Source organism: Staphylococcus sp. SA22, from assembly GCF_054165785.1.
Map to the genome: position 1 here is coordinate 23,178 of NZ_JBSZQY010000002.1, position 16,208 is coordinate 39,385.

Annotated in this window: 11 protein-coding genes; 2 read left to right on the top strand and 9 right to left on the bottom strand. The window is 31.9% G+C overall.

Going from position 1 to position 16,208, the window contains the following annotated elements; translation table 11 throughout:
- Positions 1-114: 114 nt before the first annotated feature.
- Both ACXQH5_RS02200 and ACXQH5_RS02205 read right to left on the bottom strand, forming a co-directional pair.
- Positions 115-1,929, bottom strand: a complete 1,815-nt coding sequence (locus ACXQH5_RS02200; RefSeq protein ID WP_057504518.1) for an acyltransferase family protein — start codon at positions 1,927-1,929, stop codon at positions 115-117.
- A gap of 653 nt (positions 1,930-2,582) precedes the next feature.
- Positions 2,583-2,891, bottom strand: coding sequence for a metal-sulfur cluster assembly factor (locus ACXQH5_RS02205; protein ID WP_000390575.1), 309 nt, complete (start codon positions 2,889-2,891; stop codon positions 2,583-2,585).
- A gap of 113 nt (positions 2,892-3,004) precedes the next feature.
- Here ACXQH5_RS02205 and ACXQH5_RS02210 point away from each other — a divergent pair, with 113 nt between their 5' ends.
- Positions 3,005-3,829 (top strand): Cof-type HAD-IIB family hydrolase, encoded by an 825-nt coding sequence (locus tag ACXQH5_RS02210; RefSeq protein WP_001182436.1) that lies wholly within the window; start codon positions 3,005-3,007, stop codon positions 3,827-3,829.
- A 51-nt stretch (positions 3,830-3,880) separates the two neighbouring features.
- Complete coding sequence (locus ACXQH5_RS02215) at positions 3,881-5,197, top strand: CoA-disulfide reductase (protein ID WP_001124491.1); 1,317 nt, start codon at positions 3,881-3,883, stop codon at positions 5,195-5,197.
- Positions 5,198-5,368: 171 nt separating this feature from the next.
- Here ACXQH5_RS02215 and ACXQH5_RS02220 read toward each other — a convergent pair whose 3' ends face one another.
- The 7 genes from ACXQH5_RS02220 to ACXQH5_RS02250 all read right to left on the bottom strand — a co-directional run bounded on the left by ACXQH5_RS02220 (position 5,369) and on the right by ACXQH5_RS02250 (position 16,139).
- Complete coding sequence (locus tag ACXQH5_RS02220; protein ID WP_000902813.1) at positions 5,369-5,758, bottom strand: YisL family protein; 390 nt, start codon at positions 5,756-5,758, stop codon at positions 5,369-5,371.
- A gap of 327 nt (positions 5,759-6,085) precedes the next feature.
- The gene (locus ACXQH5_RS02225; protein WP_000670755.1) at positions 6,086-6,988 is read right to left on the bottom strand and encodes a fumarylacetoacetate hydrolase family protein; all 903 of its coding nucleotides are present in this window, start codon (positions 6,986-6,988) and stop codon (positions 6,086-6,088) included.
- A gap of 165 nt (positions 6,989-7,153) precedes the next feature.
- A complete protein-coding gene (gene addA / locus ACXQH5_RS02230) occupies positions 7,154-10,807 on the bottom strand; it encodes a helicase-exonuclease AddAB subunit AddA (protein WP_000154915.1) in 3,654 nt (1,217 codons plus the stop codon).
- Positions 10,808-14,284 (bottom strand): helicase-exonuclease AddAB subunit AddB, encoded by a 3,477-nt coding sequence (gene addB / locus ACXQH5_RS02235; RefSeq protein ID WP_000172334.1) that lies wholly within the window; start codon positions 14,282-14,284, stop codon positions 10,808-10,810.
- 159 nt (positions 14,285-14,443) lie between these two features.
- A complete protein-coding gene (gene lepB, locus ACXQH5_RS02240) occupies positions 14,444-15,019 on the bottom strand; it encodes a signal peptidase I (protein ID WP_000711897.1) in 576 nt (191 codons plus the stop codon).
- 15 nt (positions 15,020-15,034) lie between these two features.
- Complete coding sequence (gene lepB / locus ACXQH5_RS02245; protein WP_000758211.1) at positions 15,035-15,559, bottom strand: signal peptidase I; 525 nt, start codon at positions 15,557-15,559, stop codon at positions 15,035-15,037.
- A 4-nt stretch (positions 15,560-15,563) separates the two neighbouring features.
- Positions 15,564-16,139 (bottom strand): TVP38/TMEM64 family protein, encoded by a 576-nt coding sequence (locus ACXQH5_RS02250; protein WP_000007965.1) that lies wholly within the window; start codon positions 16,137-16,139, stop codon positions 15,564-15,566.
- Positions 16,140-16,208: the final 69 nt, after the last annotated feature.

The window sequence follows — 16,208 nt, forward strand, 5'->3', positions numbered from 1 at the left end:
ATCATTTATCAACTCTTTTACACTTAAATTTCCTAATATTTGTAAATAAATTTTTGAATTAAAAAAATCTAGCTAATGTTACGTTACACATTAACTAGACTTATTAAACATATGTTATTTCTTTTTAAGTGCTTTTAATATTTCATCTTTTAAAGCTAGGACTCCTTTGTACTCTAAATGTACACCGTCTGGTGCAAAATATTCACTATGTCCTTGTGATCGCTTATACCAATCAATTAATGTGACATTGGACTTTCGTTTCGCCGCGTCAGCTAATAATCGATTTACATTTGCCTCATAAATTCTTGGAACACGTGTATTAACTAAATAAATCTTGGCTTTTCCAAATTGATTAAGTAAATCGTCGAGCTGTTTGACAGTAAAGTCGCCATTTGTACCTAATTCTAATACGACTTGATCAGATGATTTTTTATATTGTGAATAATTCGCTTTAACTAAAGGTAAGGTTTGATACAATTGACGCCCTACTTTTCCATCAATTCTAGACTTAGGAACTGATGACTTAAATGACTCACCGATATCAACCATTACTGAATCACCGATTAAAAGAGGTTTAATATTATTATATACGTCGGAAGATTCCTTTTTCTTCTCACTTACTAAGCCATCAATGTGAATGTTATCAATTGGTGCTATCCGCATTAAATAATTATCTTCAATAGTGGTATCAAAGCTATTCGCTTTTTCTCCTATAATGTCTTTACCATATTTATTGAATGCACCTACTAAAATCAACATAAATGGAATTAACAAGGTTACTACAATTGCCATTCTTATAAATTGTGGTATATAAGAAGGTCGCCAATTTAAAGCTTTAATACCTTCTTTTCTAAATGGAGTTTCTATAAAGCGATATGATAGCTCTGCAAATATAATTGTAAAACTTATATCTATAAAGTACACATATACAGGTATCTGTCCGTCTACATAGTAACTATGTACGAAACTAATTACTGCAAAATGCCATAAATATAAACTGTAAGACCTTTTCCCGATAAATACTAACACTGGATTTGAAAATATCTTCGCTATCCATGTAGATGGATGAACGACACTGGCAATAATGAATAACGTTAATATGGATATTAAATAAAAACCACCATCATATATCCAATTCGTCTCATCATTAATAATGAAAAATAATAATATAAGTACTATAAATGATAAACTACCTATGCTATCAATAATATATTTTACAACTTTAGGTGGATCATTTTTCAATTTAAACGGTGGCCATAAAAAAGCTAAAATAACACCCAGTAACAATGTCTGTAATCTTGTATCTGTTCCAAAATACACTCGTGAATGATCCCCATTAATACTGTAGATAAACATCATTAACCCTAAAGAAATTATAGATACTCCCCAAAAAATAAATCCTATTTTGTATCGCTTTTTAATTGTTAACAATAATGTAACCAAAATAACTGGGAAAAATATGTAATACTGTTCTTCAATTGCTAAAGACCATAAATGCTTTAATGGCATAAATGAAAATTGCTCAAAATAATTAACATCTTTTGCTATATACCACCAGTTTGATACATAAAATATCGCAGCAATAATATCATGTTTAACCCTAATGATATTTTCTGATTTTAATAATAAGGTTGCTGTCCCTACAACCATTAATAAAACTATGACTGCTGGTAATAAACGTTTTAAACGACGTATCCAAAAGCTTTTCAATTTAATGATACCCGTGTCATCATACTCTTTGAGTAATAAGCTTGTAATTAAATAACCAGAGATCACAAAAAATGTATCTACACCTAAAAAGCCACCTGTCAACCATTGCTTATTTAAGTGGTAAATAATAATTCCTAGAACAGCGATTGCCCTCAAACCATCGAGCCCTGGCATATATATCATTTTCTTATATTTTGTAAAACCCTTTGTTTTGTTCATTTTTGCATTCTTCCCTTTTAAAACTGTTCTTCTTAGATGCTTAATTAAATTTAGTTATGCTGTTTAAAAGAATATTGAAATGCATATGTATATTATTGAATTACGACATCATCAAAATCATATTGACTAAAATACTGTTAAATTAAAAAATTACCAATGATGATTCTTATTTCGAAATCCAATTTGTAATGCAACTCGGCAACTTAAAAACTATGAAGTATTATGTATTGTAATATAACTGTAATATAAATTCAATTTATTATAGAAATTTTAAAGAAAATATTCAACTAGGAAATGAATTGTGCACTCTTAGAAGTGCGTGTCACTGTCTTAGTTCATATTTTTTGAAACAAGTTAAATATAAATTTTCAAAATAAAATCAGAACCTAGAACGTAAATAAGGCTCCCTTCAAAATTTTCATTTTTCAATGTCTACTTTGAAGGGAGCTTATTCACAATGAATTATACTCTACAATGTTATATTGACTGCGGGGCCCCAACACAGAGAATTTCGAAAAGAGATTCTACAAGCAATGCGAGTTGGGGAGTGGGCCCCAACACAGAGAATTTCGAAAAGAAATTCTACAAGCAATGCAAGTTGGACGCGGAGCCCCAATTGGATTTCCAATTTCTACAAGCAATACAAGTTTATGTTAGCTCACACCAAGTGCAATCTTAGCGTAACGTGACATCATATCTTTTGTCCAAGGTGGACTCCATACGATATTCACTTCAGTATCCTGAATTTCAGGAATCTCTGCTAATACTGTTTTAACTTGATCAATAATTTGAGGTCCCATTGGACATCCCATTGATGTTAAAGTCATATCAACTGTACATACGCCTTCATCATCAACATTTACTTTGTATACTAAACCTAAATTAACGATATCAATTCCTAATTCAGGGTCAATTACCATTTCTAATGCACCTAAGATACTATCTTTCAATGCCTCTTCCATCCATATCACCTCTTTAATGTCATATTATTCATAATATATCAAATATCCGACAAAACGCCAATAAAATGCTATGATGTATCTATATGAACTAAGCAACTTATGAGGAGAGAGATATGCAACCACATTTAATATGTCTAGACTTAGACGGAACATTATTAAACGATAACAAAGAAATTTCATCATATACTAAACAAGTATTAAATGAATTACAACAACGTGGACACCAAATTATGATTGCGACTGGCAGACCTTATCGTGCAAGTCAAATGTATTATCATGAATTAAATTTAACGACACCAATTGTTAATTTTAATGGCGCTTACGTACATCACCCTAAAGATAAAAACTTCAAAACTTGCCATGAAATTTTAGATTTAGGCATCGCACAAAATATTATTCAAGGATTACAACAATATCAAGTATCGAATATTATTGCAGAAGTGAAAGATTATGTTTTCATTAACAATCATGATCCAAGATTATTTGAAGGTTTTTCAATGGGTAATCCAAGAATTCAAACTGGTAATTTACTTGTCCACTTGAAAGAATCCCCTACCTCAATTTTAATTGAAGCCGAAGAAAGTAAAATACCTGAAATAAAAAATATGCTTACTCATTTTTATGCCGATCATATTGAGCATCGACGCTGGGGCGCACCATTCCCTGTCATTGAAATTGTAAAACTTGGTATTAATAAAGCAAGAGGTATTGAACAAGTTAGACAATTTTTAAATATTGACCGAAATAATATTATTGCATTCGGTGATGAAGATAATGATATAGAAATGATTGAGTACGCCCGCCATGGTGTTGCTATGGAAAATGGTTTGCAAGAACTTAAAGATGTAGCGAACAATATTACATTCAACAATAATGAAGATGGCATTGGTCGATATTTGAATGATTTCTTTAATTTAAATATTAGATATTACTGTTAATTTATAACTAATCATTTTATAATATTTTAAAACAATAGGAGGTAAGTTACGATGCCCAAAATAGTCGTAGTCGGAGCAGTCGCTGGCGGTGCTACATGTGCCAGCCAAATTCGACGTTTAGATAAAGAAAGTGACATTATTATTTTTGAAAAAGATCGTGATATGAGCTTTGCTAATTGTGCATTGCCTTATGTCATTGGCGAAGTTGTTGAAGATAGAAAATATGCTTTAGCATATACACCTGAAAAATTTTATGATAGAAAGCAAATTACAGTAAAAACTTATCATGAAGTTATTGCAATCAATGATGAAAGACAAACTGTATCTGTATTAAATAGAAAGACCAACGAACAATTTGAAGAATCATACGATAAACTCATTTTAAGCCCTGGTGCAAGTGCACATAGCCTTGGCTTTGAAAGTGATATTACATTTACACTTAGAAATTTAGAAGACACTGATGCTATCGATCAATTCATCAAAGCAAATCAAGTTGATAAAGTATTGGTTGTAGGTGCAGGGTATGTTTCATTAGAAGTTCTTGAAAATCTTTATGAACGTGGTTTACACCCTACTTTAATTCATCGATCTGATAAGATAAATAAATTAATGGATGCCGACATGAATCAACCTATACTTGATGAATTAGATAAGCGAGAGATTCCATACCGTTTAAATGAGGAAATTGTTGCTATCAATGGAAATGAAATTACATTTAAATCAGGAAGAGTTGAACATTACGATATGATTATTGAAGGTGTCGGTACTCACCCCAATTCAAAATTTATCGAAAGTTCAAATATCAAACTTGATCGAAAAGGTTTCATACCGGTAAACGATAAATTTGAAACAAATGTTCCAAACATTTATGCAATAGGCGATATTGCAACATCACATTATCGACATGTCGATCTACCGGCAAGTGTTCCTTTAGCTTGGGGCGCTCATCGTGCAGCAAGTATTGTTGCCGAACAAATTGCTGGAAATGACACTATTGAATTCAAAGGCTTCTTAGGCAACAATATTGTGAAGTTCTTTGATTATACATTTGCTAGTGTCGGCGTTAAACCAAACGAACTAAAGCAATTTGACTATAAAATGGTGGAAGTCACTCAAGGTGCACACGCGAATTATTACCCAGGAAATTCCCCTTTACACTTAAGAGTATATTATGACACTTCAAACCGTCAGATTTTAAGAGCAGCTGCAGTAGGAAAAGAAGGCGCAGATAAACGTATTGATGTACTATCGATGGCAATGATGAACCAGCTAACTGTAGATGAGTTAACTGAGTTTGAAGTGGCTTATGCACCACCATATAGTCACCCTAAAGATTTAATCAATATGATTGGTTACAAAGCTAAATAAATGAATCATGCGATTCAATCTAATCTTAATTGTCTAGGTTAGAATTATGTTGGACTGGTATTACTATCCAGTCCATTTTTTTGTTTAAACATTTTTAGAATCAAAAAAAGACATAAGGTCTTGGACTAATAATTGTCAATGCCTTATGTCATATACTATATGTCTTATCAATTAGCCAATACCGAATAATTTTGATATAGGCCCTAACGGTAGAATGACACCTAATACCATTGTGATGATAATTAATGCAATTGTTATCCAAAACATTGTGTGACTTTGTTCATGTCTCTTTCTTTTAGCAATCGACACTTCCATCAATCCAACTACTGCAACACCACACAGCATTTTCAATGTAAGCAACATATGATTTGCCCCGCCATTCATAAATGACTGAATTAATATCCAAAATCCTGAAATTAACGTCAACAGCATAAATAATCGTAGTACCATATGTAATGGTTTGAAATATGGCGTACCACCTTGATTTTTTGAAATATTTAAGTATGTAGCGATAAATAAAATGATTGCTAATACCCAACTTAAAATATGTAAATGTAACATATTAATTCCCCCACTTTAATAATTTTAGTTATTAAATTAAAACTTCATGGGATAAATACCCACTTTCTTATAATTTAATCATTATTTATTCATACACAAATACATATTTTACCACACTTCTATATTTGTGAGGAAGAACATGACATTTTATTACTTATTAGAATATTGTGCATCTGCTGTAAAATAATCAACTACTGCTTAATATCAACATTTCACTTTCGTCTCAAAATGGTAACATTATAAACAATGATCTTTAACACCTTTTTAGAAAAGCAAGAAAAAAACTAACCAATCTATATAAAGACTGGTTAGCTTTTTAAATGATAATTATTTAGCGATATAAGTTGTCAGCGTTCCAATATTATCAATAGTCACTTTAACTTCATCACCTGGTTGTAAGAATTTAGGTGGTTGCATACCTGCACCAACGCCTGCTGGTGTACCAGTTGCAATAATATCTCCCGGATGTAGTGCAACATATTTTGAAATTTCTTCTATTAATTCATCAATTTTAAGAATCATTTCGCCAGTGTTACCATCTTGTCTAATTTCATTGTTAACTTTTGTAACAATATTTACATTTTCAGGTAATGGTAGTTCGTCTTTAGTAACGATATAAGGACCCATTGGGCAACCGCCAGTTAAACTTTTTGATAAAAATGCTTGATCTTGTTCACTTTGTGCTTTGCGATCAGTGATATCGTTAATAATTGTATAGCCGTAAACATAATCTAAAGCTAATGCTTTTGGAATCTTTTCACCAGACTTACCAATAACAATACCTAATTCACCTTCATAATCTAATTGATCAGTAATATCTTTATGATTTGGAATTGTTGCATTATCTCCAGTTAAAGATGACGCTGCTTTTGTAAATACATATAATCTTTCTACTTCATGATTTAATTCGTTCGCATGATCTTTGTAATTTCTACCAAAAGCAATCACATTATTCGGAGGTGTTACTGGTGGTAAAAATTCAATATCATTAAATGAAATTTTATAGTCTTCAGCTTTGCCGCTATCTTCTGCTGCTACAACTGCTTTACGTACTTGTTCTTGAAAATCTAAAGTATGATTTTGTTGTAAACCAGCTAACAATGTTTTAGGATGGAAATCTCCTTCTGCAAAGTCAGCAAATACTTGTGTTAAATCCCATACAGCATCTTCGCGTTTTACTTTAACGCCATATGAAGTTTTGTCATTATACTTGAATGATAAGAATTTCATTCATTCTCAACTCCTCATCTTTATCTTAATTCACATTATAACTTTTTTCGTTATCAAATAACAAATAAATAAGTAAGACAATTTTGAAAATGAGTTGTGTTCATTCTGCTACAAGGACTTTGCACTTAATCGAAATTATTTTTTATTCTTTTGAAAATCAAAATACTATAGTTGCAATGTACCAAATTTGAAGAAGTATAAATAACCTTTAACTTCTTTATTAAGAATCGTTTGAAGCGTATTTTGATAATATTTCATCTGTATCTTATATTTATTTTTTAATTGTGTACCAATTTCTTCATCTGTCATCCCACGGCGACGATTAAATGCATCGGTTTTATAGTCTACAAAATAATGCACACCATCTTTAACAAAGATTAAGTCAATCATACCTTGAATAATTGAGACGTCTTCGTCTCCTTGTGGCAATTGGTCAACTAATGCTTGGTTAACTACAAACGGTAATTCACGATAAACTTGCTCTGCTTCAGCAATAATCGAATATAACTCACTATTGATAAATGTCATTATTTCATCCATACGAATATCTTTTTTCGCATCTGCTTCGATAATATGTTTATCGATTAATCCATCGATATACTGATGTAACTCAACTTTAGATATGCGTTCTTTTTTGAATGGTAAATGTTGCATCACTGTATGCATTAACGTACCAATTTCATTCGCTTTTCGTTTACCTTGTTCACTTAGAAATTTAGGTCGTTCATACGTTGAAAAACCGATACGATATTGCCTTACTCGTTCGTAACTTGTGCCACTTTCTTCAGTTTCATATTGTCTTTTCAATTCAGAAACAGATTGTTTTGAGGGCTTTTTAGTATCATTTACATATGGATATTGATAATCAAGTTGGTGTTTAATTTGTGCTTTAACATCTTCATTACCATTTTGCATAGTTTCTAATTGATTAACCGAACGATACTCATCATTATCTAAAATGGTTTCTGTAGACACATCTTCAAAGTACACAATTGAAATATTTACATTCGGACGACTACTATCTTCAACTTGTGCTATATCTTTTTCAAATTTTAAATCATCTGGAATTGACGCAGATTGATGTTTAGATAAAATACTATAAATTAGATGGAACGGATTTGGTGAAGTTAATCGTTCATTGACAGCAATGTGCTCACCAGAAATAGACAATTGCTCTAGTTCTAGTAATGATTTATCATTTTTCACTCTACCAATTAAATAAAGTTGTTCTTTCGCTCTTGTTAATGCTACATAGACTAATCGCATTTCTTCTGATACAAGTTCTTTTTCGGCAACAGCTCTATATGCAACCGAAGCTAAAGATGGAAATGCCATTTCTTTATCCACATCAAAATAATCCATTCCGAGACCAAATTGCTGATTTAAAATAACTGGTTGTTTCAAATCACGTTTATTAAAATCTTTTGACAATCCAGAATAAATAACAAAAGGAAACTCTAAACCTTTACTACTATGAATTGTCATCATTCTAACGACATTATCGTTTGGACCAACTACGTTTTCCTCACCAAAATCTTTGCCTCTTTCAATCAATTCATCGATAAAACGAATAAATTGATATAAACCTCTAAAACTTGAATTCTCAAACTCGATAGCTTTATTAAATAAACCATAAAGATTTGCACGTCTTCCACGTCCACCAATGAGTCCACTAAAGTATTGAATAACATAATGATCATTATAAAATTTATCAATTAACTGATACACCGGATGATCTTTACTATATTGTTGGTAACTATGAATATCTGATAAAAACATTTTTAATTTATCAACTAAAATAGCATCTGCTGCTTCGTCATTAATGTAATTTACAATCGATTGATAGAAGTAATCATCATTTGGACTCAATATTCTAATTTGAGCTAATTCGTCTTCTTTGAACTGATATATAACGGAGCGCATTAACCCAACTAAATAAATATCTTGTAATGGATTATCTATCGCTCTTAAAAATGATAATACTAAACGGACTTCTGTTTGTTCAAAGTAACCTTCACGACTATTCACATGGAACGGAATATCTTCATTTTTAAAGGCTTGTTGTAAATTGCGAGCTTGCCCAAAGCTGCGTTCTAGAATAACGATATCCTTGTATGTCGCACTTCTATAGCTTCCTGTTTTCATATCATAAACTTTTTGATGTTCTAAAATATCTTTAACTTGTTCTACTATAAAATGCGCTTCTTGTTCACTACCAGTTAAATCACTATGTTCTTGATCCGCTTCAACAAGCACTTTTAAGTTTACTGGATGGTCTGATTCATCATATGGTGCACCATAATACAACTGTGCCGCTTCATCATATTTTACTTCACCGACTTGTTCATCCATCATATGTTTGAATATATAGTTTGTCGTTGACAGTACTTCTTTTCGAGAACGGAAGTTTTGCGACAAATCAATTCGACGTCCAGTGCCATCTCCATCTATAGTAAAGCGTTGATACTTTTCAATAAATAAACTTGGATCAGCTTGTCTAAATTTATAAATGGACTGCTTAACATCTCCAACCATAAATAAATTACCATTATGTTCATCACCCGTTTTGATGCAAGATAGTATTTTCTCTTGAACTCGGTTCGTATCTTGATACTCATCGACCAATATTTCTTGGAAGTGTTGACGGTATGATTCAGCAATTTCTGAAGGCGAACCATCCTCATTAGTTAAAATTTGTAATGCAAAATGTTCATAATCAGAAAAATCCAGAATATTTTTGCTACGCTTTTTTCGATTGAATTCTGACATAACATCTTTCACAATACGCGCAAGGTACTTTACTCGTGGCGCCAATTGTTGCATATCAGCTTTCAAATCATCAGCTTCTCTTGAAAAGTAATCACTTTTCACTTTATCAATTAATGATTTATATTTTTTATACTGAAGTTTAGCATCTTCTAAGGCATCGACCATCATTTCATTTGCTTCTTTAATTTTCGCTGTTATATTAGGCAAACGCGCGCCAAATTCGTGACCAGTTAAATAAGGTATATCAATAAAGCCACCTTCTAAAACACGCCTCATTAAACGTCGTTCATCTTCTATAACAGCTAAATGTTTATCGACGCCATCCATCATACTAAACAAATCATACGCCTTATTTAAAGCATCATATGCAGCTGTGATAAATACTTTAGATAAGTCTGTTAGTAGTTGAATAAGTTCCGCTTGTTGTGCTTCTTCTTCGTATGGTGTCACCAATTGATCCAACCAATCTGTAGGATTTGGATTTGCAACGCTAAAGAAATACAATTGTTTAATAATCATTCGAAACTGATCATCACTTCTATCTGAAGACAATTGCTCTGTTAATTCAATAAAAGCAGGATCAAGGATATCGTAATGTTGTTCTATGACTTCATCTATCGTTTGTTCTAATAATAAAATATTTTCAGCTTCACTGCTTGTTCTAAAGTTCGGGTCAATATTTAATACATCATAATGCTGTTGAATTAATTTCAAGCAAAAACTATGAAGTGTAGATATTTGTGCTTGATGAATTTTGATGCGTTGGTTTTTCAAGTGTGCATTTGCAGGATCAGCAATCGATGCCTCTTGAATACGTTGGTCTACACGATGCTTCATTTCACGTGCACTTAAGTTTGTAAACGTTACGACTAAAAGTCGATCGACATCAATGCCATCACGTAAAATCTTTTGGATAATACGCTCAACTAGTACAGCTGTTTTACCTGAACCTGCCGCGGCTGCAACAAGTACATCTTGTCCAGTTGCGTAAATACTTTGCCATTGCGCGTCAGTCCAAATCACGCCTTGTGGTTTCTCTGGAATTGTCATCTATTGCTCACCCCCAAATTCATCATCAATGTTAATATTTTGAATTGCTTCAATTGGATTTATTGTTTCATCTACAGTTCGATATCGCTTACTATCAATCATGCCATCTACATGACATACCGATTGATAACTACAAAAAGCACATGGCAATTTTTGTTTGTACTTTAATGGTGCAACTTCAGTATGCCCATCCATAATATTTGAAGCTGTTTCTATAAAATTTTCTTTGTTATGTTGGATGAATTTATAAATCGTTGCTTCATCTGCAACTTGGCTGCCTCGTTTACTCAAAGAGCCATCTTTATTCAAACCAACTGGTACAATATCTGAAGTGAATTTAGGTTCTAAACGAATATCCAATGCATCAATAACAGTTTGGTCTGCATTCACTAAACCACTCAGCTTAAACTTTTTAATTAAATCTTGTTCTAGTTTATCTTCATCAATATCTGCCCAAGATTTAAATTTAATTCTAGGTTCATGTACATGGAAATATAATAATCCGCCTGGTTTCACAATATCTGTTAATCCAAGGCGTTGTTTATTTTGTAAGACGATATCCATGTATGTCATCATTTGCATTTGCATACCATAATATACTTTTGTTAAATCAAGTGTCGCACTACCTTCAGAGGATTTATAGTCAATGATATTAACAAAACTTGTATCATTCTTTGTATACGTATCGATACGGTCAATTTGCCCTCTAATATTAATTGGAATACCTTGAGTTGTCGTTAATGTTTGTGCAATTAATTCGTCATTTGTTCTTGGTTTCCTTCTAAAACTTGTCTCAAAATGTTTTGGCATAAACTTTGAATACGTGCCTTGATATTTTAATGCGCTTAGTGTTGTTTCTACAATAGCGCCAATGCGTCTTGATAAATAACGATAGTAAGCTGAAGAATTTAATAAATTAAACTGAACTTTAGGTAAAATTTCTTCCAATGCTTCATTCGTTAATTGTCTTATTTTTTTCAGGTCTAATTGTTTAAAATCGCCATTAATACGTTCAGATATATATTTTAAAACGGAATGGAAAATATCACCTAAATCAAAGTTTTGAAGTTCATACTTCGTTCGCTCATTTAGTTTCAGACCATGTGACGCATAATGTTTAAACGGGCATTGTTGGTATCCCTCAAAGCGAGATACACTGGCATTGATTTCCTTACCATATAAATCTTTAGACAACGTTTCACCTAATTTTACAGTTTCATTGTCAAACGTTAATGCTGACATTAAATAATCTAAACCTTGATTTAAATGATCGCTATCTCTAATTACTTGATAAGCATCTAACCAACTATCAGCCACAATTTCATCATCTAACCAAGCACGCAATGCTTCAAATAATGTAATTTTGGTTTGCTTAGCATGTTGCATTAGTGACAATGGGTTAACTTCATGGTATTGAGGAATGTTAGTAATTTCCAATTGGTTGAACAATGATTGAATTTGATTTAAAAATGGGCTGATTTCCTTATCATCACCACTTGATCCCATTAGACTATAAGAAAATGTAACATTTCCCTTAGCTCTAGTCATAGCAACATAACAAACAAATGCTTCATCCATCTGTAAAATATCTGATGTTGGACTTAACTCGACATTAGCCTGCTGTTCAAAGTATTTCTTTTCTTCATCTGTAATCAAGCTTGACGCAGTTACTGGTTGTGGCATCGTACCATCATTCATTCCAACTAAGTAAACATGTTGCTTATTGTCGACTTTAGCCAAATCCATCGTACCAATACTAACTTGATCCAATGTTTGCGGAATCATAACAAATTCTAATTGTTCTAAACCAATATCAAATACTTCTAAGAAACGTTCCATCGACATTGGTTCATCTCCAAATACTAGAACTAAGTCATCGAGGATTTGAATTAAGCCATTCCATATTTGATCAATTTCTTCCGCCTTTTCATGATTACCATTTAAATCAAGTTCATCTCGCTCCGTCATCAATTGATTTGGCAGTTCAAAATATTCCATACTTTCATAAAAAGCAGTTGCAAAGTCTTTTACAGTTGCTGCTTGTGACATTTGCTTTTCAAAATGTAAAATTTTATCAATGACATCTTTCTTTAACTTAACGACTTGTTCAAATGTGTTACGTTCATCTTCGGTCAGTTTATGCGCTTTACGCCCCATTTTGCTAAAATGTTCGACATTAAATAGCTCATCATCTAACCAACGTTTACCGTATATACCACGTTCAAGTACAAAATTTTCAAGTAAATCAACTAAGTATGCACTTTTTAGATATGATGCCGTTAACACATCAGTCTTTAATAAGCGTAGCATTGGATTAACTTGCCAATTAGATTGAATAACTTCAATCAATGAACGAATCATTTCCATGACCGGATGATGTGTCATCGAACGCTTTGTATCAATGTTATAAGGAATATTATAAAGCGGTAATATGGAATCAAATAAATAAGCATAAGACTCGTCACGATATAAAATAGCAATATCTTTATATCGTAATTGCTTATCACGAATATCAACGATGATACGTCGTGCAATTTCATTTATTTCCTCTCTCATAGTCGCAGATTCTAAAATATTGATATGACCTTGACATGCCACTCGATTGATTTGAAGTGCATCAAATTCTTGTTCAAGATGCTTTAAATCTTGATTATTAAAGCGATATAATTGCTTGAAATATTGACGTTCAATAGAAATATTGAGTTCATTTGCTATTTCTTCAATATGTCGTAACACTTCCGATGGTTTTCTAAATAAACTGAATTGATCGTGGTTACCATCTGTCGTCAATATAATTGTGACACTCTTCGCATATTTAATTAATCCTTTGATTATTAAATACTCAATCGTTGAAAAGTTGTGAAAACCATCAATATATATATCAGCACGTTTTAGCCACTCTGATTTCGGCATACAATCAATAAAATATTGTAATGCATCCTCACCCGTAATAAACTCGTTTTGAATGCGTTGTTCGAACTCTCGGTATATTAAAGCAATATCCTCTAACTTATTTTTAGTTCGAGTTTGCATATTTTTATCAGCAATAAAGCTTTCTAAATGTTCAGGCGTTACTGCATATTTTTTAAAATCTTGAATTTGTTCTGTTAATTTTTCACTAAACCCATAATATTTTGCTTGTGATTGATAAAGTTTTAAATACTTTTGTTGTTCTTGAACAATGTTATAAATCATCATTTCCGTTGCAGCTTTAGATAACTTTTGTTCGCTATAACTACCAACTTCTTGGAAAATACGATGACTTAATCGTTCAAAATGCAACACTTCTGTTCTTAAACTACCATTTAATTCCGAATCATTGACAAAGGCTTGTTCTAATTGAAATGTACTTTGAGTTGGCGCAATTAAAATGATTGGATCTCCAAGCGGATCTGCTTTCATTTTTTGTTTTATTTCGGTCAACATTTTCATAGACTTACCTGTTCCCGCTCTACCTAAATAAGCATGTAATGTCATGACAAACCCTCACTTCCTTTGACACATATTTTAACACAAAGTGATTGTGATTGATTTATTATAAGTTCATTTCGAACTTAGCTTTTATTGTGGTACTGACAAAATAAAACATCGTTTATCAGTATTAAAACCGACAAACGATGTTGTATTTGTTTCATATTAATTTTTAGTATTTTCAGGATTGAAATTATATTTAAATTCGCTGAATGGCCAGAATCTAAATGAAACTTTACCAACAATTTGATCTTCATCAATAAGGCCAAACGCACGGCTATCTTTACTTACTTCACGATTATCCCCAAGAACTAAATATTTACCTTTTGGAATGACATTTGATTTAGGGTTCGCATTCGGTAAATCTTTAACTTGGAAAGTCCCAGTAATGTAATCACCTTGTTTATGTTTTAAATTGTAGTTTAAATATGGTTCATCTTGTTTTTTGCCATTGACATATAATGTATCATTTTTATATTCTACTTTATCGCCAGGAACACCGATGACACGTTTAACATAGTCATCATTTTTGTTTGCATGGAAGACAACTACATTACCTTTTTCCAAACCACCTGTTTTATATCCAATAATGTTTACAGCTACTCGCTCGCCATCTTTCAAAGTTGGATCCATTGATTCACCTTTAATTGTATATGGTGTAACAATAAATTTACCTACTATAAATAAAATGACAAAAGCGACTGCAATTGAAATAATCCATTCCAATAATTCTTTTTTCAATTTTGACACCTCTTTTTAAGATTTGAACTGAATCGTCCATTTTGAAAAAGGATAATATCTCAAACTTATATTACCAATAATATCCTTTTTATCAACTAAACCAAATTGTCTAGAATCATGCTGATTGTTATCATGATCATTTAGCACAACAAAATTGTTAGGCGGTATAATATCTCCATCTAATTCTTTAAAATTGCGCAAACTAAAATCTTTAATTTTTCTGTTCTTGGCATAAGATGCGTCAACCGGTCGGTCATCACGGTATAATTGTCCCTGACGAAACGCCATTGATTGACCAGGTTTGGCAATAATTCGACTAGTATATATCTCGTTACCACGCCTATATGTAATGATATCACCATTATTCAATTGATTAAATGTAACTTTAATTTTATTTACAATAACACGATCCCCTTTGTTCAGGGTTGGTGACATATCATTATTCGGAATGACATGACCAACTATTACAAAAGTTTGTACGAACAGTACAATGATAATAGCAAGTATCAATGAAATCAAATATTTTACAACTTTTTTCACGATGTCACTCCTTTTTCGACCCCATAAAATGCTGTTCTAACTTTTTTCCAACAATCCAAAATACAATCAACACAACTAACATTAATATCCCTCTTAAAGGATGCGTTAAAATTGTAGTAATTTCCTTTCCTAAATAACCTAAAATAATTGTTGAAACTAACTTTGATGATGCCAAAACAATAAAATAATATTTAGGTCTAATATGAGATAGACTCGCTACAAAATTTATTAATGTATTTGGCGTAAAAGGAAAACATAGTAAAATAAACAATGGGATTAATCCTTGGCGATCAATAAAACTAATCAAGCGTTGAACAGCAGTACGTTGTTTAATTCGCTGCATCCTTTCAGTGTTCACCAATCGTTTACAGATCAAATAGACTGTAAATGTTCCAGAAATTAATCCAAGCCAACTAATCAATATACCTAAAATAGGTCCATAGGCTTGAATATTAATTAAAATATAGAGTGCTAATGGAAATACTGGAATAATCGCTCTTATATATAACAATATGAATCCAGGTAAATAACCAAACTGTCGAAATATCTCAAACCATTCTTCTACTTGATGAAACGACAAATCATCAATCCCTTTCTTTGGCTGAAGATAATTATTCTTACATTATAAAGTTAATTACTAAGTAAAGAA